The 17,906-nt window shown below is 71.9% G+C and carries 14 protein-coding genes; 5 read left to right on the top strand and 9 right to left on the bottom strand.

All coding sequences use genetic code 11. The features are described 5' to 3' along the window. The first annotated feature begins 104 nt into the window (after nucleotides 1-104). Nucleotides 105-1,001, top strand: a complete 897-nt coding sequence (locus tag ACZ4TR_RS16460; RefSeq protein WP_465287799.1) for an alpha/beta fold hydrolase — start codon at nucleotides 105-107, stop codon at nucleotides 999-1,001. 386 nt (nucleotides 1,002-1,387) lie between these two features. Here the strand turns inward: ACZ4TR_RS16460 and ACZ4TR_RS16455 are convergent, their stop codons facing one another. The 5 genes from ACZ4TR_RS16455 to ACZ4TR_RS16435 all read right to left on the bottom strand — a co-directional run bounded on the left by ACZ4TR_RS16455 (nucleotide 1,388) and on the right by ACZ4TR_RS16435 (nucleotide 7,366). Further along, complete coding sequence (locus ACZ4TR_RS16455) at nucleotides 1,388-2,311, bottom strand: alpha/beta fold hydrolase (RefSeq protein ID WP_465287798.1); 924 nt, start codon at nucleotides 2,309-2,311, stop codon at nucleotides 1,388-1,390. Continuing rightward, on the bottom strand, nucleotides 2,308-3,921 hold the full coding sequence (locus ACZ4TR_RS16450; protein WP_465287797.1) for an FAD-dependent oxidoreductase: 1,614 nt from the start codon (nucleotides 3,919-3,921) through the stop codon (nucleotides 2,308-2,310). The genes ACZ4TR_RS16455 and ACZ4TR_RS16450 overlap by 4 nt, the downstream gene beginning before the upstream one ends. After that, a complete protein-coding gene (locus ACZ4TR_RS16445) occupies nucleotides 3,921-4,655 on the bottom strand; it encodes an SDR family NAD(P)-dependent oxidoreductase (RefSeq protein ID WP_465287796.1) in 735 nt (244 codons plus the stop codon). The genes ACZ4TR_RS16450 and ACZ4TR_RS16445 overlap by 1 nt, the downstream gene beginning before the upstream one ends. Further along, a complete protein-coding gene (locus ACZ4TR_RS16440; RefSeq protein ID WP_465287795.1) occupies nucleotides 4,652-5,905 on the bottom strand; it encodes an MFS transporter in 1,254 nt (417 codons plus the stop codon). The genes ACZ4TR_RS16445 and ACZ4TR_RS16440 overlap by 4 nt, the downstream gene beginning before the upstream one ends. 105 nt (nucleotides 5,906-6,010) lie before the next feature. After that, nucleotides 6,011-7,366, bottom strand: coding sequence for an FAD-dependent oxidoreductase (locus ACZ4TR_RS16435; RefSeq protein WP_465287794.1), 1,356 nt, complete (start codon nucleotides 7,364-7,366; stop codon nucleotides 6,011-6,013). Between the two features lie 141 nt (nucleotides 7,367-7,507). On the opposite strand from ACZ4TR_RS16435, the gene ACZ4TR_RS16430 reads away from it, so the two are divergent. The 4 genes from ACZ4TR_RS16430 (at nucleotide 7,508) to ACZ4TR_RS16415 (ending at nucleotide 12,310) form a co-directional block, all read left to right on the top strand. After that, nucleotides 7,508-8,311, top strand: coding sequence for an IclR family transcriptional regulator (locus ACZ4TR_RS16430; protein WP_465287793.1), 804 nt, complete (start codon nucleotides 7,508-7,510; stop codon nucleotides 8,309-8,311). Between the two features lie 11 nt (nucleotides 8,312-8,322). Then, nucleotides 8,323-9,108 (top strand): helix-turn-helix domain-containing protein, encoded by a 786-nt coding sequence (locus tag ACZ4TR_RS16425; RefSeq protein ID WP_465287792.1) that lies wholly within the window; start codon nucleotides 8,323-8,325, stop codon nucleotides 9,106-9,108. An 81-nt stretch (nucleotides 9,109-9,189) separates the two neighbouring features. Next, nucleotides 9,190-10,350: a 4-hydroxybenzoate 3-monooxygenase gene (locus ACZ4TR_RS16420; RefSeq protein ID WP_465287791.1), complete on the top strand. Its 1,161-nt coding sequence runs from the start codon at nucleotides 9,190-9,192 to the stop codon at nucleotides 10,348-10,350. A gap of 403 nt (nucleotides 10,351-10,753) precedes the next feature. Then, nucleotides 10,754-12,310 carry an alpha-L-arabinofuranosidase B gene (locus tag ACZ4TR_RS16415; protein WP_465287790.1) on the top strand — a complete coding sequence of 519 codons (1,557 nt, stop codon included), beginning with the start codon at nucleotides 10,754-10,756 and terminating at the stop codon, nucleotides 12,308-12,310. 37 nt (nucleotides 12,311-12,347) lie between these two features. On the opposite strand, the gene ACZ4TR_RS16410 is transcribed toward ACZ4TR_RS16415, so the two are convergent. From ACZ4TR_RS16410 to ACZ4TR_RS16395, 4 genes are all read right to left on the bottom strand, one after another. Continuing rightward, nucleotides 12,348-13,988 carry a beta-1,3-glucanase family protein gene (locus ACZ4TR_RS16410; RefSeq protein ID WP_465287789.1) on the bottom strand — a complete coding sequence of 547 codons (1,641 nt, stop codon included), beginning with the start codon at nucleotides 13,986-13,988 and terminating at the stop codon, nucleotides 12,348-12,350. A gap of 590 nt (nucleotides 13,989-14,578) precedes the next feature. Then, a complete protein-coding gene (locus ACZ4TR_RS16405) occupies nucleotides 14,579-15,370 on the bottom strand; it encodes an NAD-dependent epimerase/dehydratase family protein (protein WP_465287788.1) in 792 nt (263 codons plus the stop codon). Continuing rightward, nucleotides 15,370-16,386 (bottom strand): Gfo/Idh/MocA family protein, encoded by a 1,017-nt coding sequence (locus ACZ4TR_RS16400; RefSeq protein WP_465287787.1) that lies wholly within the window; start codon nucleotides 16,384-16,386, stop codon nucleotides 15,370-15,372. Before ACZ4TR_RS16400 ends, ACZ4TR_RS16405 begins: the two co-directional genes overlap by 1 nt. Further along, nucleotides 16,365-17,810: an NDP-hexose 2,3-dehydratase family protein gene (locus tag ACZ4TR_RS16395; RefSeq protein ID WP_465287786.1), complete on the bottom strand. Its 1,446-nt coding sequence runs from the start codon at nucleotides 17,808-17,810 to the stop codon at nucleotides 16,365-16,367. The genes ACZ4TR_RS16400 and ACZ4TR_RS16395 overlap by 22 nt, the downstream gene beginning before the upstream one ends. Nucleotides 17,811-17,906 lie beyond the last annotated feature (96 nt).

The raw sequence follows: 17,906 nt of genomic DNA, 5'->3' as shown, positions 1-17,906 counted from the left end.
GTGACGATCTCGGTGCTGCCGGACCCCTAGCGTTCGGGACACGCGGTCACCGGACCGCGGAGGCCGGATCGGCCGAGGTCGCCCGAGGAAACCGTGGAGTACTGATGTTTCGCAATGTCAAGGCCACCGCCGTCGCCGCCCTGTTCTGCGCCGCGGCCGCACCGGTGCTCGCCGGGTGCGACGAGGGCGCCGAGCCGGACGACGGCGCCTCGACGCCGGCGGCGGCCGGGGACCCGGCCCCGATTTCGGGCACGGCCAAGATCACCGTCGAGGGCCGGTCGGTGAACGTGTCGTGCTCGGGTACGGCGGTCGACGGCCGGCCGGTCGTCGTGCTGCTCGCCGGAATGGGTGACGGCCTGGACAAGCTGGCCGCGTTCCAGAAGACGCTGAGTGAGAAGGGCCGGGTCTGTTCCTACGACCGGCCCGGCGAAGGCGCCAGCGACCAGCCGGAGGGCCCGCAGAGCTTCGACAGCGCCGGCAAGATCCTGACCGGCGTGCTCGACCGCGTCGCCGGGCACCGGAAGGTCGTGCTGGCCGGGCATTCCCTGGGTGGGCTGATCGCCGCCCGCTACACCCCGGCCCACCAGGACCGGGTCGCGGGCCTGGTGCTGATGGACGCCACCCCGTCGACGATCCTCGCCGACACCAAGGCTTCGATCCCGGAGTCGGCGACCGGGCAGGTGGCCGAGCTGCGTGGGCAGAGCCTCGCGGTGTACGGCGGCGAGAACCCGGAGAAGCTGGTCATGCAGGACGGGGAGGTCGGCTACGCCGGGGACATCCCGGTGACGGTGATCCGGCACGGGCAGCCCTACCTTGCCGAGCTGCCCGAGTACGGGCCCGCGCTGGAGAAGGCGTGGACCGACGGGCAGGAGAAGTGGCTGGAGCTGTCCAGCCGCAGCGAGCCGGTGACCGCGGCCGAGAGCGACCACTACATCTACGTCAAGCAGCCCGACATCGCCGTGCAGGCCATCCAGCACGTCATCACCGAAGCCGCCAAGTAGCCCGGAACCGCCGGTGGGACAAGGGAAAGCGTCAGAGATCCGTTGACAGCGCCCGGGCGGCTGAAGGTGCCCTTCAGCGTGTCCGCGGCGTTCACGGGGGCGCGCCGGGCAGCCGGCGGGCCACGGGTCACCGCCGGGGATGCGACGTGGGCACGCTGATGCGGCTCGTACAGGTCCACGCGGAGCCCGGGGCCGACACCACCTTGGTGGAGCCCGCGTCGTCGACCGGTCCGAGCAGCTCGAGGGGATTCGCCGGGGCGTCGCGGACTTGACGCTGGTGCGTGCTCCGTTCGAGCGGCGAGGGTGGGCAGCGAGCTGCTGCGCGTCGACCCGCGGGTGCTGCTCGTGCCGGCCGCGCGACCGTCTCGCCGATGTCGGTGCAGGTGTCACGTCGAGAGCCTCCGGATCAGTCTCGCCAGTTCCTGCGGCCGTGAAGCGAAGGGGGAGTGGCTGCTCTCGAGCGAGGCGACCCGGAAGCGGTGGGCCGGGGCGAACCGGTCGGCGTCGTCGATCATCCTGCGCTGCAGTGCGGGGGTGACGACCCGGTCCTGGGTCGTGAGCACGTACGAGCGCGGGACCGAGCCCCAGCGTTCCCGGGTCGCGCCGACCTCGGCCGCGGCGATGGCGGTGGGGTTGTCCGGGACGAGACCGTGGGCGAACGCCAGGAAGCGCTCCTGGTCGACGTCGCCGTAGAAGGTGCGGTGCAGCAGGTCGCGGTAGGCGGCGTCGGTGCTGCGGAAGTTGATCCGGGTCGCCCCGATCGCCGCCGGGTCGCCGACGTAGAGGCCCGGGTAGCGGGGGCCGGCCTCGGGCAGGCGGAGGTAGCCGGCCGCCGATCCCAGCAGCGTGGGTACCAGGGCCGCGACGTAGACGAGGTGGTCAACCAGTTCGGGTGCCTTCTCGGCGGCCCGCGTCACCGTGAGCCCGCCGAGGCTGTGCGCGACCAGGACGACCCGGCGCCGGGCACCGCGCAGCCGTCGCAGCGCTGCCACGACGGCGTCGGCGGTGTCGTCCAGCGTGAGGTCCCGCAGCGGTGAGGCCTCGGTCGTGAGCCCCGGCTGCCCGGCGGTCAGGTACGACTTCGGGAAGCGGGCGTTCGGTCCCGCGCCCGGCAGGTCGGGCGCGCAGACACGCGCCTCCGCCGCCGCCAGCTCGAAGCTCACGTCGGCCCAGGCGGCGCCGCTGTGCCACGCGCCGTGCACGAGGACGAAATCCGTCCCGGCTGTCTTTCCGTGACCCGGCGGTGTCCCGAATCCGGCCATCAGTGCGCTCCCGAGGATCGTGCGCCGGCTCGGCGGCGCGGCGGTCAACGCCGGTTCCCTTCCCGGACATCCTGCGCCGCGTGCCGGGCAGCGAGGTAGCCGAACGTCACGGCCGCGCCGATCCGGCACCCGGGTCCCGGGTACTCCGACGCGGTGATCGAGTGCGCGTCGTCGCCGCAGGCGTACAGGCCCGCCACCGGTTCGCCGGTCCTGGTGAGGACACGGGCGCCGGAGTCGGTCCGCACGCCGAGCGTGGTCGCCAAGGGCGTCGGGAAGACGGCGACGGCGTAGAACGGCGGCCGGCCGCGGGTTTCGCGCGCCGACACGGTGTGCTCAAGGGCCTCGGGATCGACGCCGATCGCCGCGGCCAGCTCGCCCACGGTGCGGCCGGACCGCAGGTAACCGTCGTCGAGGTGGCGCCGCAGGGCGGCTCCCGGCAGGTACGGCCGGACCATGCCCAGCCCGTGCTTGCGCAGCGCGGCCGCGTCGGTGACCAGCCACGCCGGGACCGCCGGGCCCGGCGTGGCGGCGTACATGGCGCGGACGAAGCGGTGGTAGGACACCGACTCGTCGACGAACCGGCGTCCCCCTCGGTCGACGGCCACGACGCCGGGCTGGGCCCGGTCCCAGATGTGCGGGAAGACCGCTGTGCTGCCGTCGCGTCGCCGGCCGAGGGAACCGGGGAACCACATCGCGTTGTCGTCTTGAGGCGCGCCGAGTGCCCCGCCTGCCGCTTGGGCCAGGCGCAGGCCGTCTCCGGTGGCTTCCGGCACGGCCGGCGTGAACTGGGCGACGGGTGCCGGCAGGTATTCGGCTCGCAGCGCCGGGTTCGCGGCGAAGCCACCACAGGTCAGGACGACGCCGCGCCGGGCGCGGACCCGGCTGACCGTGCCCCGCCGGTGCACCACCGCTCCCTCGACCCGGCCGCGCTCGTCGGCGATCAGCTCGTCCGCGTGGGCGGTGAACCACACGTCCGCCGACGTCGCCCGCAAGCGCTCGTAGAGTGCCGCGACGAGCGCGTTGCCCATGGTCAACCGGGTGCCGCGGGGGTAGCCGCCCGCGCGGTCGAGCAGCCAGCGCAGGCCGAGGCGGATCGCCGTCGCCACGGCCCGGACGGTGTCCCCGGCGAACACGGCCGCCAGCCGGTCGGCTTCGGCCCGGCGCAGCATCAAGGTTCCGCCCAGCAGCGTGAACTCCCGCACCGGCCGGCGGATCCGGTCGAAGGCCCGGCGGCCGAGCCGCCGTCCGTCGAAGGGCTCCGGTTCGAGAGCCCGGCCGACGCCCGCCCCGGGCACCTCGGGGTGGTAGTCGGCGGCGCCGGCCGTGTGCCGGAAGCCGATTCCCAGCTGCCGCAGGTGGTCCAGGGCTTCGGGTGCGTGCCGGAGGTACGCGGTGCGCAGGTCGCGGCGGCCGCGGTCGCCGACGAGCGCGTCGAGGTAGCGGGCCGCCTCGGCGAGGTCCGCTCGCGGATCGGCCAGCTGCCGGTGCCCCGGGACCCACACCGTGCCCGCCGAGCGGGCCGTGGTGCCGCCCACCCACTCCGACTTCTCGGCGACGAGAGTGGACAGGCCTTCGCCCGCCGCGACGAGGGCGGCGGTGAGCCCGGCCGCACCGGCTCCGAGCACCAGCAGGTCGGTTTCGTGGTCCCAGCCGGTCATCAGTACGTCGCCCGCCCGCCCGAGAGGTCGTAGGTGAACCCCGTGGTGAACGACGCGGCCGGGGAGATGGCCCACCGCACGAGCGCGGCGACCTCGGCCACCGTGCCGAGCCTGCCCATCGGGATGAGGGTCCGGAGCCGGGCCACCTGCTCGTCGGACATTCCCCGGATCAGGGTCGTCTCGACCATGGTCGGCGCGACCGCGTTCACCGTGACGCCGGTGGTCGCGTACTCCTTGCCGAGGGCCTTGACCATGCCCATGAGCCCGGCCTTCGAGGCGGAGTACCCGGTCATCCCGGCGTTGCCGTCCTTGCCCGCCATCGAGGCGATGTGCAGGAGGCGGCCGTACCCGGCGGCGGCCATCACCGGGAGCACCGCCTGGGACAGCGCGAACGCCCCGGTGAGGTTGACGCGCACCACGTGCTCGAAGTGCTCGATCGGCTCCTCGGCCGCGGGGGCGGGGTCGCCGAGGATGCCGGCGCAGTTGACGACGCCGTCGAGCCGGCCCAGGGTGCGCGTCGCGCTGCCGACCATCTCCCGCACGCTCGGGGGAGCGGTGAGGTCGACGGGCAACCAGCCGGCCAGACCGGGCAGCGGCGGCCTGACCGACGGCAGGTCGCTGCCGACGACGACCGCGCCCGAGGCCAGCAGCAGTTCGGCGACTCCGGCGCCGATGCCGTTCCCGGCGCCGACGACCACGACGCGCAGGTCCTCGATTCCAGCAGGGAGGTTCACGATGACACACCTTTCGGTGATGGCTCAACGGTTTCCGGGCTCGCCAGGACGGCTCCCGCCGAGGTGAGGGCGAGGACGACGAGCAGGGCTCCGATCGCCCAGTAGGAACCGGTCGCCGCGCACAGGGCCGACGCGATCAACGGGGTGAACCCGCCGAGCGGGTCGGAGAGCGAGCGGGCGATGGTGACGCCGGAATTCCGGACGCGCGGCTCGAACATCTCGGCGAGGTACGCGCCGGACACCGCGAGGATGACCTTGACGCCGAGCCCGTAGGCGAGCACCAATGCGACGATGACGAGCAGCGGATTCCGCGTTTCCAGCAACCAGAAGAACGGGAACGCGAACGCGGCGACGAACAGCAGTCCGAAGAGGAACACCGGACGGCGGCCCACGCGATCGGCCAGGTGCCCGCTCAGCGGGATCACCGCGAGCCCGACGGCGTTCGCCACCAGGACCCCGGTCAGGGCCGGCCCGGCGCTCATCCCGAGCTGCGCGGTGCAGTAGGAGATCGCGAAGACGTTGAACAGCTGGGCGCAGACGGACTCGGTCGATCGGGCGAGGGACGCCAGGACCAGGTGCTTGCGGCCGGAGCGGAGGAGTTCCCGCAGCGGGCTCGCCGCCAGCGTCCCGGATTCCCGCAGCCGTTCGAACTCCGGCGACTCCGCCACGCGCAGCCGGAGGTAGAGCCCGACGAACACGAGGCAGAACCCGAAGAGGAACGGCAGCCGCCACCCCCAGTCCGAAAAGGACTCGCGCGGGAGCAGGGACAGGAGCGAGAAGACACCGGTGCCGAGCATGATCCCCAGGCCGACACCGAGGGCCGGCACGGTCGCGTACAGCCCGCGCCGTCCGGCGGCCGAGTACTCCGAGGTCATCGTCACCGAGGTGCCGTATTCGGCGCCGGCGCCCAGGCTCTGCACCAGCCGCAGGACCACCAGGAGGACCGGGGCGGCCAGGCCGGCCTGGGCGTGGGTCGGGAGCAGCCCGATGGCGCCGGTCGAGGCGCCCATCAGCACGAGGCAGAGGACGAGCAGGCGTTTGCGTCCGATCGTGTCGCCCCAGCGCGCGAGCAGCATGCCCGCCACGGGCCGGAAGACGAAGCCGACCGCGTAGGTGGCGAGGGCCGCCAGCGTGCCGGCGGCGGCGCTCGCGGCCGGGAAGAACAGCGGGGCGAACACGAGCGCGGTGGCCGTGCCGTAGATGTAGAAGTCGTACCACTCCAGCACGGTGCCGATGAGGTTCGCCGCCACGGCTCGGCGTCTGGCTCGCGAGGTCGTTTCCGGGTGCAGAGCCGGTGAGGTGTGGGTCAACGGTGACCGCCTTCGACGTCGGGTTACGGGACAGAGCGGGAAAGGTCAGGGGCGCGGGGAATCGACGATGGCGCCCGCGTCGCGCAGCGCACGGCGCAGCTCCTCGACCGGAACGTCGCGGGTGCCGACGTCCTCGCCGGCCGCGATGGCCGCGGCGGTGCCCGCCGCCTGCCCCGTCGCCATCGCCGTGCCCATGTGCCGGGTGGCGCCCATCGCGCGCCCGGTGGCGGACAGGCACCGGCCCGCCACCAGCAGGCCCTCGGTCCCGCGCGGGACGAGACACCGGTACGGGACCGAGAACGGCGCGGGCGGTTCGAGGAGAACCAGTCCGGTCCCCGTGGTGTCGTGCACGTCCAGGGGGCCACCGGCCTGGGCGATCGCGTCGGCGAACTGGCGCCCTTCGAGGACATCGTCCTCGGTCAGCGTGTACTCGCCCTCGACCCGCCAGGTCTCGCGCACGCCGATCCAGGGCGCCAGGGCGGCGAGGTACGACCGTTCGAACCCCGGTACGGAGGTCCGCAGGAACTCGACGACCGCCCGGATCTGCGTGCGCCCGATCCGCTCGGCGGCGGTGAGGTCCCGGCTGTCGGAGCCGTCGAGCCCGGTCACCCGGGTCATCAGGACGAACGCGTCGGATCCTTCAGGCGAGCTGACCAGGGAAAGCAGCTCCTGCTTGAGTGCGCCGGCCGCCACGCCGGCCACCGCGAGCCGCCGCTTCTCCTCGCGCGGCAGGGCACGGAAGCGGGCGACGTCGACGTTCGACAGCCTCGCCATGAGCGTCATCGGCTGGCGGTCCCGCCGGTCCTCGACCCGGTTCTGCGTCCGGCACCCCGCCCGGCGGCCGACGACCGCGTTCGCGGTGGCGTCGACCACCACCTTCGCCCGGATCGCGCGGCGGGCGTACTGGTCCTGCGTGACGACTCCGCGGACCGTGGCGCCCTCCCGGAGCGGGTCGACCACCTGGGTGTGCAGCCGCAGCCCGGCGCCGCTTTCGGCGAACACGTCGTCGAGGACGAACTTGAGCACCTCCGGGTCGAACGGGAAGGTCCGCACCTTGACCGGGTTCCGGCTCGCCTCGGCGAGGACGTACGGGGTGAACGCCTTCGCACCCCCGGCTTCGACGAGGCGCTCGGTGATCTCGTGGCCGATGCCGCCGCCGACCCGCACGTCCCGCCAGTAGAAGCCCATGAAGCTGGCGACCATCGCGCCGGTCGCCGTGCCGCCGAGGAACGGCGCCTGCTCGACGAGCACGGTCCGGGCCCCCGACCGGGCCGCGGCGACGGCCGCGCAGAACCCGGCCGGACCACCGCCCGCGACGGCGACGTCCACCGACCGGTCGACCTCGATCGTCTCGCCGGGCAGGGCGATCGAGTCACCCTCCGTCGTGTGCAGCAGCTGCAACGCTCCTCCTCGTCCGGTGCCGGAAGTCCTGCCGGGAACCGTGCCTCGCCGGGGCCCGGGGGCGGCCCGCGTTCCGCATTGCAGAACGGCAAGGCGCTGACCAGTTATGATGGGAGCCGGCGAAGTTCGGAGGTGAAGCGAATGGGACGCGCGCCGAACTATCCGCTGAAATCGGTGGATCACGCGCTGCAGGTGCTCGCGACGCTGCAGACCGGCGCGACGGTGACGGTCGGCGACGTCGCGCAGCTGCTGGGGATCGGCCGCTCGAGCGCGCACCGGGTGCTGAGCGCGCTCGTGCACCGGGACTTCGCCGAGCAAGGGGTAACCCGTGAATACCGCGCGGGCCACCGCCTGCCGGTGCGGCGTCCGGGCGGCGACCCGCTGAGCCGGCTGCGGGCCTCGGCGGCGCCCGCGATGAAGGACCTCGCGGAAAAGACGGGCGAAACGGTGTTCCTGCAGGTGCTGCGCGGCCGCGACGTGCACTTCATCGCCACGGTCGAGTCCCGGCAGGCCGTTCGCGTCGGTGACCGGACCGGCCTGGTCCTGCCCGCTCACATGGTCTCCGGCGGCCGCGCCATGCTCGCCACCATGAGCGACGAAGACGTCATCGCGCTCCACAGCGGATCACGGCTGGCCGCGGACCCCCGGAGCCTGCGCCGGACCCTGGACGACGTGCGGGCCAAGGGGTTCGGCACCAACGTCACCGAGACCAGGTCCGGGTTCGTCGCGCTGGGCGTGGCGGTGGGTGGAACCGAGGACCACGCGCGTTCCGCGGTTTCCCTGGGTGTCCCGGAGTTCCGGTACGCGCCGAACCGGCTGCCGGCGTACCTGACGGCCCTGCGCCACGCGGCGGCGGCGATCGAGACGGCGGACTCGCCGCGCACCCGGCTCGCCGGACCCGGCAATCGTGGTCGGCAAGGTACGCGTCCTCGAGATCAGCGGTAATCTGGCGCCCCATGCCGGAATCCCGCCAGTCCTCCCCGCCGCCCGCGAAACCGGGAGGCGCGACGCCTCGGGGTGGGGGCTGGCTGCCGCACGGCTTTCACCTCGGTACCCACTCCCACCCCGATGGCCAGCTCGTCTACGCGGCCGCCGGGGCGTTGGCGACCACCACCGCGCGGGGGACCTGGGTGGCCCCCGCCAGCCGGGTCACCTGGACGCCTCCCGGGTTCGACCACTCCCACCGCTTCTACGGCCGGACCGATGCCCGGCTCGTGGCCATCCCGGCCGACGAGTGCGGTGGCCTCGTCGCGCACCCCAGCGTCTTCGCCGTCAGTCCGCTGCTGCGCGAGGCCCTGCTCACCCTGACCGGCCGGAGCGGCCGGTCTCCCGAGGTCGAGAAACGACTGCGCGCCGTGGTGGTCGACGAGCTCCGTGAGACGCCCCAACAGTCGCTGCACCTGCCCGAACCGCGCGATGACCGGCTGCGCGTCGTCACCGATCTGCTGCGGGCCGATCCCGGGCGGCCCACGACGCTGGCGGCGCTCGGGCGCGTCGCGGGGGCGAGCGAGCGCACCCTCAGCCGCCTGTTCCACGCCGATCTCGGGATGAGTTTTCACCGGTGGCGCACCATCCTGCGCATCCACCACGCCCTCGTGCACCTCACCGACGGGCAGTCCGTCACCGACACCGCGGTCGCGTGCGGGTGGTCCAATCCGTCGACCTTCATCGAAGCGTTCAGCGCCGTCGTCGGCCAGACGCCGGGGCGCTACCAGGCCGGCCTTCAGGACCAGCACGGCTGACCGGCGCAAGGTGGCGGCTTTCCGTCATCCGGTGTCCGGATCCCGGTGGTCGGCACTCGTTCGCGAGTCCACTGTGGTCCCATGACCAAGACAGACGAGAACACCACCGTGGTCGTCGTGGGCGGCGGAGTCGCCGGTCTCGCGCTCGGGAACTTCCTCCTGCGCAGCGGGATCGGCTGCACGGTCCTGGAGAAGCACAGCCGTGAGCACGTCGAAACCCGCCAGCGGGCGGGGTCCCTCGACGCTCGGGGGGTGCGCGTGCTGCGGGCGTGGGGGCTGGGCGAGGTCGTCGAGGGCGGCATCGGCCACGACTCCGGCGATGCCGGGATGCCGCTGCTCATCGACGGGGAAAAGCGGCTGTGGAAAAGCTTCGAGGACGACGCCGACGACGCCGACGGCGCGTTCTGCCCCCAGCAGGTCGTCGTCCGGAACCTCGTCAAGGCCTTCCTCCGCGACGGCGGCGACCTGCGCTTCGAAGCGGAAGACGTGGCGCTGGAAGGACTCGGCACCGAACGTCCCGTGGTGCGCTATCGGGACGCCACGGGTGCGGCAAGGGTCATCGGCTGTGCCTTCGTCGCCGGCGCCGACGGCTACCACGGCGTCAGCCGGACGGCCGTTCCCGCCGACGAGCTCACCTGCCACACCCACGAGTTCGGGTACGCGTGGCTGACCGTCATGGCGGGAGTGCCGGCGGATCCGCCGGCCGTGCTGGCGGTGCACTCCCGCGGCTTCGCGGCGCGGATCACCCGCGGCCCGGAGGCGAGCCGGCTCTACCTGCAGTGCCCGCTGACCGACACCGTCGACCAGTGGCCGGACGAGCGCGTCTGGACCGAGCTGGGTACCCGGTTCGGAGAGCCCGTGGCGCCGGGGCCGATCTCGAGCAAGCAGGTCGTGCCGTTGCGCGGCGTGGTTTTCAGTCCCCTGCGCCACGGCCGGCTCTTCCTCCTCGGAGATGCCGCCCACCTCATTTCCCCGATGAGCGCGGAGGGGATGAGCCTCGCCCTCCACGGCGCCGAGACGTTGGCCCGGGCGGTCGTCCGCCAGGTCGAGAAGGACGATCCGAGCCTGCTCGACAGCTACTCCGACACCTGCCTCGGCCACACGTGGGAGCGTCAGGCCGCCGCGGTCCGGATGACCGAGACGATGCACGACGCCGGTGATGCTTCCTACGAAGGGGAGTTCCGCAGGCAGATCGCCCGGCAGAACCTGGAAACGATGCTGGAGCCGGCTGTTTCCGGCTGACCGGCGGGGCCGGCGCCCGCGAACACCGCGCGGGCGCCGGCCCAAGTTCCGCCGACTGACTCTTGACGCCCGGCCGGTGAGCGCCCACAATTCAAACGTACGACAGAATGTTAGCGCTAACATTAGGCCTGGTTTCGACGACGAAGTCGGAGAGATGCCAATGAAGCCGCATTGCCGGACCGCTTCCCGATATCGGGCTGAGTGGCGGAATCCTCGCGCAAGAGCGCGCGTCGGCGCCCGTTTTGTCCCGAAATAACCCTCTTTCACCGGAACCACTCGTGCCGCGCCGTGCGCGCACGGGTGTCGAAGCTACGCGCCGCCGGGTCCGTGCGCTCCGGCGGGCCCGGTTCTGCTTTCGTTCGAAGATTTGCCAGCTGTTCTCACTGCAACGGAGGAATCGAATATGACTCCACGGCCCAAGAATCGCCGTTTGCGGACGATTTCCCGGATCGCCGCCGCGGTGGTCACCCTCGCCGGGGGACTGGTCGCCGCCACCGGTACCTCGCAGGCCGCCACGCAGGGGCCGTGCGACATCTACGCGAGCGGAGGTACGCCCTGCGTGGCCGCGCACAGCACCACTCGCGCGCTCTACGGCGCCTACACCGGCCCGCTCTACCAAGTCCGGCGGGCGTCGGACAACGGCACCCGTGACATCGGCCCGCTCAGCGCGGGCGGGGTCGCGAACGCCGCCGCCCAGGACTCCTTCTGCGCCGGCACCACCTGTCTCATCACCGTCATCTACGACCAGAGCGGCCGGAACAACCGGCTTACCCAGGCGCCTCCCGGCGGGTTCAACGGTCCGGCCGCCGGCGGCTACGACAACCTCGCGAACGCGACCGCGGCTCCCATCACCGTCGGCGGCCACAAGGCCTACGGCGTCTACGTCGCGCCCGGAACGGGCTACCGCAACAACAACACGAACGGCGTCGCCACCGGTGACCAGCCGGAGGGCATGTACTCCGTCTTCGACGGCACGCACTTCAACGGCGGCTGCTGCTTCGACTACGGCAACGCCGAGCGCAACAGCCGGGACAACGGCAACGGCACCATGGAGGCCATCTACTTCGGCAACATCAAGGTCTGGGGCTACGGCAGCGGGAACGGCCCGTGGATCATGGCCGACCTCGAAAACGGCCTGTTCTCCGGGATCAACCCCGGCTACAACGCCAACGACCCGTCCATCAGCCACCGGTTCCTGACGGCGATCGTCAAGGGCGAGCCCAACCACTGGGCGATCCGGGGCGGCAACGCGCAGTCGGGCGGCGTGTCGACGTTCTACAACGGGGCCCGGCCCAACGCCTCGGGGTACAACCCGATGAAGAAGGAAGGCGCGATCATCCTGGGCATCGGCGGCGACAACAGCGTCGGCGCCCGCGGCACCTTCTACGAGGGCGTGATGACGTCCGGCTACCCGTCGGACGCCACCGAGAACGCCGTGCAGGCCAACATCACCGCGGCGGGCTACAGCGTCGGCGGTGGGGGCAGCGGGCTGACCCCCGGCTCGACCGTGTCCCTGCGCGCGACCACGGCGTGCTGCACGGACCGGTACATCCACCACACCGGCGCCGCGGTGGACACCGCGGTGGTCACCAATGCGACGTCCACCACGGAGAAAGGCAATGCGTCCTGGATCGTGCGCGCCGGGCTCGGCAACGCGTCGTGCGTGTCGTTCGAATCCAAGAACACCGCCGGGCAGTACCTGCGGCACCAGAACTTCCAGCTGTACCTCAACGCGAACGACGGGAGTTCGCTGTTCGCCCAGGACGCGACGTTCTGTCCCGAAGCCGGCCGCAACGGCCAGGGCACCTCGCTGAGGTCGGCGAACTACGCCGACCGGTACGTCCGCCACTACGCCAACGTGGGGTACATCGCCAGCAACGGCGGGGCCAACACGTTCGACAACGCCACCTCGTACAACGACGACGTGAGCTGGCTGGTCAGCTCACCCTGGACTCCTTGACCCACCGGGCCGGGGGCCGTGGCCCCCGGCCCGCCGGTCACCGCGTGAAGGTGAACCAGTTGATGTTCACGAAGTCCGCCGAGCCGCCGCCGAAGGTCAGGTAGACGTCGTGCACGCCCGTCGCGGACCCGACGATGTTCGCCGGCACCGTCTGCCAGTTCTGCCAGCCGCCGTTGTTCCCGAAGTCGATCTCCGCGAGCACCGGGCCCGACGTGCTGTCCAGGCGGGCCAGGATCGCGCCGCTCACGCCGGCCGCCGCGCCGGAGGCCAGGCGGGCCACGAACTGGCGCGGCGAGCTCGACCCGAAGTCGAGGCCGCTGTACTTCAGCCAGTCACCCCCCGCGATCCAGCCGACGTCGGTGCCGCCGCCGGTGTCGCTGCACCCTTCGTTCTGCGTGCCGCTCTGCGCGCTGTAGGACTCCGCTTGGATCGTCGAGTAAGCGCTCGTGCCGCCGGGACCGGGTCCGGTGCCGCCGCCCGCGCCCGGGCCGAGCGCCACCGTCCAGGACGTCGGCGCCGGGTCCTGGAGGTGGCCGTCGACCGGCTGGGCGCCCGTCGGGCCGACGTCGTCGTACGGGAAGGCGTAGCCGATCGACGCGTGCTGGTGGACCAGGCGCGCGTAGTGGTTCGTCGTCGGGTCCCGGTAGTACTGGGAAGGCGGGACGCCGTCGGGCTGGTTGTTCCCGCCCGAGACCAGCAGGCTGCTGCGGTTGAGCGCGGCGGCGAGACGCGCGGCGATGGCGCCGCGCGCGTCCCCGCCGGAGTTGTACAGCGGCCCGCTCGCGCAGCCGAAGATGTCGATCGCGCTGGGCTTGGTGAACGGGACGCCGTTGGTGTTCAGGCCGGCGAACACGATCGTGTCCCCGCTGACCGTGCCCGTGTACGAGCCGATGGCGCCCTGGCCGTTGATCGTCAGCGGCGTGGTGCGGTAGTGGTCCCACACGGCGTTGAGGTAGCCGGTCCAGTAGCCGCCGAAGTCGGTGGGGGAGTGGCCGGGCGCGAGCACCCGCACCAGCTTGCCGGACGCGTCGGTGACGACCAGCCGGTCCCACGGCGCCCCGTCGGTGTTGTGCTGGGCGCGCAGCCCGTCCGCGATGGCGCCGAGCGCGCCGTCCGGCAGCGGGCTGACCGACTGCGCCCCGGCCGCTCCCGTCGTCGCCATCGACACCGGCAGCGCCACCATGTCGACGTAGCTGATGTTGGCGTAGAGGTTCGCGCTGTTGTAGGTGAACTCGCAGAACGTCCAGTTCGTCTGCCAGTTGGGGTCCGAGCCGGTCAAGGCGGGCTGCACCAGGCCGGGGCCCGGGTTGACGAAGAACTGGAGCTTCTTGTCCGCCGAGAACCACACCCGGCCGCCGATGATGTAGTCGTTCAGCAGCACCGTGACCTGCGACCCCGAGCCGCCCAGCGGGATGGCGTAGTCGGGGATCGGGGTCACCGGTGAGGACGGGTTGGACAGCCGCTGGAACTGGCCGTTGGCGGTGACGAAGCCGGGCCGGCCGGAGGTGTCCGCGCCGCTGATGTAGGCGTAGACGGTTCCGCTGCCCGAGTTGTTCTTCAGCGTCAACGGCAGGGCCGCCGCGGCCCGCGCTCTCGGCGCGGTGACGGCAGACCACAGTGGCGCGCTGGTCACGGCGGCGGCGAGGCCGGCGGTGACGAAGGTACGCCTGGACAACATGGCGCCTCCTCGGGGAGGGCGGCGACGTGCGTGGCGGCGGCACGCGTCCGCGGGGTGGGGGTCGCCGAACGCTAGGTACCTGGTGCGGGCGTGGTCAACACCGCCGGGGGAGATGGGGTACGGGCGGCCGCCGAGCCTGCCCTCCCGTACAGGTGCGGCATTCGGAGCAACGCGATTCTTTTCCGCACCGTAATGCCCGCCCGGACCACGAAAGACGCAATTCGGGAGATGCTTGCTGCTCCGTTCGTGCAGTACTCATCCCAGGACCGATCAACTTAGGTTGTCACCGGCAGCGACCTTTTCCGCTAGCCGTACCACGACCGCGGCCGGTTAGCTGATCACGGGAGCACCGCGCCGGCGGTGCGTCCGAGGAAGGGGAAAACAGATGAGCGAGCCCGGGAACGCCGAGCCGGATTCTCCCCCTGCCACGCCGCCCTGAGCGGGCGCGACCGAAGACCCGGCGGGAGCACTCCCCCCTCCCGCCTGCGAGGTACGACGTCCGGTGCACCCAGCCCCCAGTACGGTGCGCCGGACGTCGTGCCGCAGGCACGAAGAAGAAGCGAGATCGTCCACAAGAGACGGAAGACGGGTCAGGCGCCGACCACGGCGGCGGCCTCGAGGTGACGACGGGCGCTCGCGGCCAGCTCGTCGATGTTGCGGTCCAGCAGCACCTTCAGGTAGCCCGGGCCGATGCCGAAGTCGTCGAAGCCGGTGACCAGGGACCGCAGCTTCTCGATCCGCACGTCGCCGCGCTTGGCCGGCATGTCGACCAGCTTGCGCTCGGCCCGCGTGCCGAGGCGCTCCTCCAGCCCGTCGACGATGTCCTCGATGGCTTCGGAGCGGCCCGACGCCACGTTGACGACCTCGTCGCGGATGCCCTGGCCGAGCAGCGAGTCGATCATCCGCATCATGTCGCCGACGTCGAGCAGGTCCCGGGACACGCCGGAGTGCAGCGTGACCGAGCCCGAGAGCACCTGGCGCGTCAGGGACGGCAGCAGCTGGTGCGACGCCTGGCCCGGCCCGACGATGTGCGACAGCCGCAGGACGAGCCACCGCGCCCCGGAGAGCGCGCAGACGTGTTCGAGGCACAGCTTGTGCCGGCCGTAGGGCGTGAGCGGGAAGACCGCGCCGCCCTCGCTGCCGACCGACTGGTCGGCGCCGTACATGCCGGTCGAGGCGGTGGACAGGAAGATCACCGTGCGGCCGGCGGCCCGGCAGCGGTCGATCACGTCGTAGACGAGCGTGGACTCGCGCTGGAACGCGGACACGTCGTCGACGAGCACCGTCGAGACGCCCGCCGCGATGAGGGTGACGTCCGGGTACCGGTCGCCGAAGTGCTGCCGGGTGTGGTGCGCGATGAAGCCGTTCCCGATGATCTCCATCAGCGGGCCACCGTCCGGTCGTCGGCCACCCCGGCCGCGTTCGAGAAGACCTCGTCGGCGAGCCGCGCGGTGTCCACGGAAGAGGCGAGCCAGGCCGCCTCGGAGTCGTCGCGCCCGGCCAGCGCGGCGACGGCGAACGAGCGCAGCGACAGCTCGAACTGGTGCGCCGGGGGAAGCCAGATCTCCTCGACGTGGTCCTGTTCTTCGATGCGCAGCACCGGTTGCCGGCCCGGCGGCGGCGTGAAGGCACGGTCCAGCGAGAGCGCGGCGGCGCTGCCCCAGAGCTCGTAGCGCGAGCGGTAGCTGTGCTGGAACCCGAAGTCGAGGGACGCGGTGACGCCGCTCGCCGAGGTGAGCAGCGCATGCCCGGCGACGTCCACGCCGCCTTCGTCGAACCGCAGGGTGGCGCCGGTGACCCGGAGGTCGGGGCCCAGCAGGAAGAGGGCCGCGCGCAGCGGGTAGACGCCGACGTCGAGCAGCGCCCCGCCGCCGAGCGCCGGCTGGTAGCGGATGTCGTCGGCGGGCAGCGGCGGGATGCCGAACGACGCGGTGAACGTCCGCAGGTCGCCGAGGCGCCCGGCGTCGAGCAGGTCGCGCACCCGCGTGTGCTGGGGGTGGTGGATGAACGTGAAGTTCTCGCGCAGCACCAGGTTCTGCTTCGTGGCGAGCGCGGCCAGGCCCTGGGCCTGTTCGAGGTTGAGCGTGAGCGGCTTCTCGCACAGCACGTGCTTCCCGGCCAGCAAGGCTTTCCTGGCCCACTCGTGGTGCAGGCTGGTCGGCAGGGAGACGTACACGGCGTCGACGTCGGAGCGCTCCAGCAGCTCGTCGTAGGTCGTCGCGGTGGCGTGGAAGCGCGCGGCGAACTCCGCGGCCTTCTCCGGCGAGCGGGCCGCGACGGCGGTCAGCGCAAGCTCCGCCACCGCGGCCGCGGCGGGCAGCGTGCGCCGCGCGGCGATCGACGAGCAGCCCAGCGCGCCGAGCCGCAGGGCCCGGCTCACCGCAGCCCCCGCAGGCACGCGATCAGGCTGCGGGCCTGCACGTTGACGTAGTGGCTGTGCCGCAGCAGCTCGTTGAGCTGGTTGAGGGTGAGCCACCGGAAGTCGGCCAGGCCGGCGTCCGGGAAGTCCTCGGGCACCTCGATGATCTGGTAGTCGCTGTACGCGTGGTGGAACCGGCCGCCTTCTTCGGAAAGCTGGGCGGAGAAGAGCACTTGGTCTTCGCGTCTGCCCAGCACCATGTCGAGGAACGGCGGGCGGTCCGCGGCCGGCGTGACCACGTAGTTGTCCGGGGTGCACTGCACGGTCGGGGCCAGCTCCACCACGTCGAGGTAACCGGGCTCGACCCGCGCGTTGAGCAGGGCGTGCAGCACCCCGTCGACGCGTTTCACCAGCAGGGCCACCACCCCCGCGCCGTGCGGCCGGACCAGCGGCTGGGTCCACTGCGCGACTTCGCGCCCGTTGGTGGTGATGTCGACGGCGATGATGCTGAAGTACAGGCCGAGCTCGTGCGAGATCTCGGCCGGGGTCCGGACCCAGTTCGCGACCTCGCCCAGCGGGAGCGGGCTGGTGCGCACGACGTGCTGGGCCTGGCGCGAGGTGATCCAGCTGAGCACCTCGGTGCGGGTGTGCAGGCTGCCGGTGGGCTGGGCCGAGGAACGCGCGATCGCCGCGGCGAGGTCGCTCACGGCGTCGGCTTCGTGGCCTTCGAGCCCGCCCGGCATGCAGGACAGCACCGTGCGGGCGTCCATGTTCACCAGGTTGTCGTGCCGGAGCAGCTCGTGCAGCTGGCCGAGGGTGAGCCAGCGGAAGTCGTCGGGCAGGTCGTCCTCACCGGCGAACTCCGCGGCTTCGACGATCATGTTCCGGTTGCGCTTGCGGTAGAACCAGGAACCCTGTTCCGACTGCAGGACGTCGGCGAGCACGGTTTCCGGGTCCGGGTCGCGGAAGTGGTCGAGGTAGGGGACCGGCCGCCCGCCGTGCACGCGGGTGTAGTTGCTCTTGGTCGCCTGGACCGTCGGCGAGACCTGGACGCCGTTGACGTTGCCCGGCTCGGACTTCGCCTGCATCAGGCAGTGCAGGACGCCGTCGATCTCCTTGACGAGAATGCCCAGGATCCCGATTTCCGGCTGGTTGATGATCGGCTGCGACCAGTGCGTCACCGGGCCGTGGTCGGTGTCGACCTCGAGCCCCTCGACGCCGAAGAAGCGGCCGCTTTCGTGCCGCAGGTTCCCGGAGCCGGGGTCGAAACCCCACTGCCGGAGCTGGCCGAACTCGATCCGGCGGACCTCGTGGCGGTGGGCGAGGTTGCGGTCCTCGATCCACTTGGCCACCACGGCGTTCGGCGTCGCGACGCCGTCGGTTGCGGCCGCGGACTTGGCGAGCCGGTGTGGCAACGTCACGTCCGGTTTGCGGAGCAAGCCGGTTCCAGTGTGACGCTCCATGGATTTTCACCTCGCGTGGCCGGCGGACGGGATGTCCTAGTTGTAGCGAGGAGAAACTAGGAGGAATGCTGGTCTTTGGCCGGCCGCCGCGGTGAC

This window comes from Amycolatopsis sp. NPDC028719 (assembly GCF_055565395.1).
Note: the sequence above shows the minus strand (reverse complement) of the source record. Positions and strands in the feature narration are given on the sequence as shown.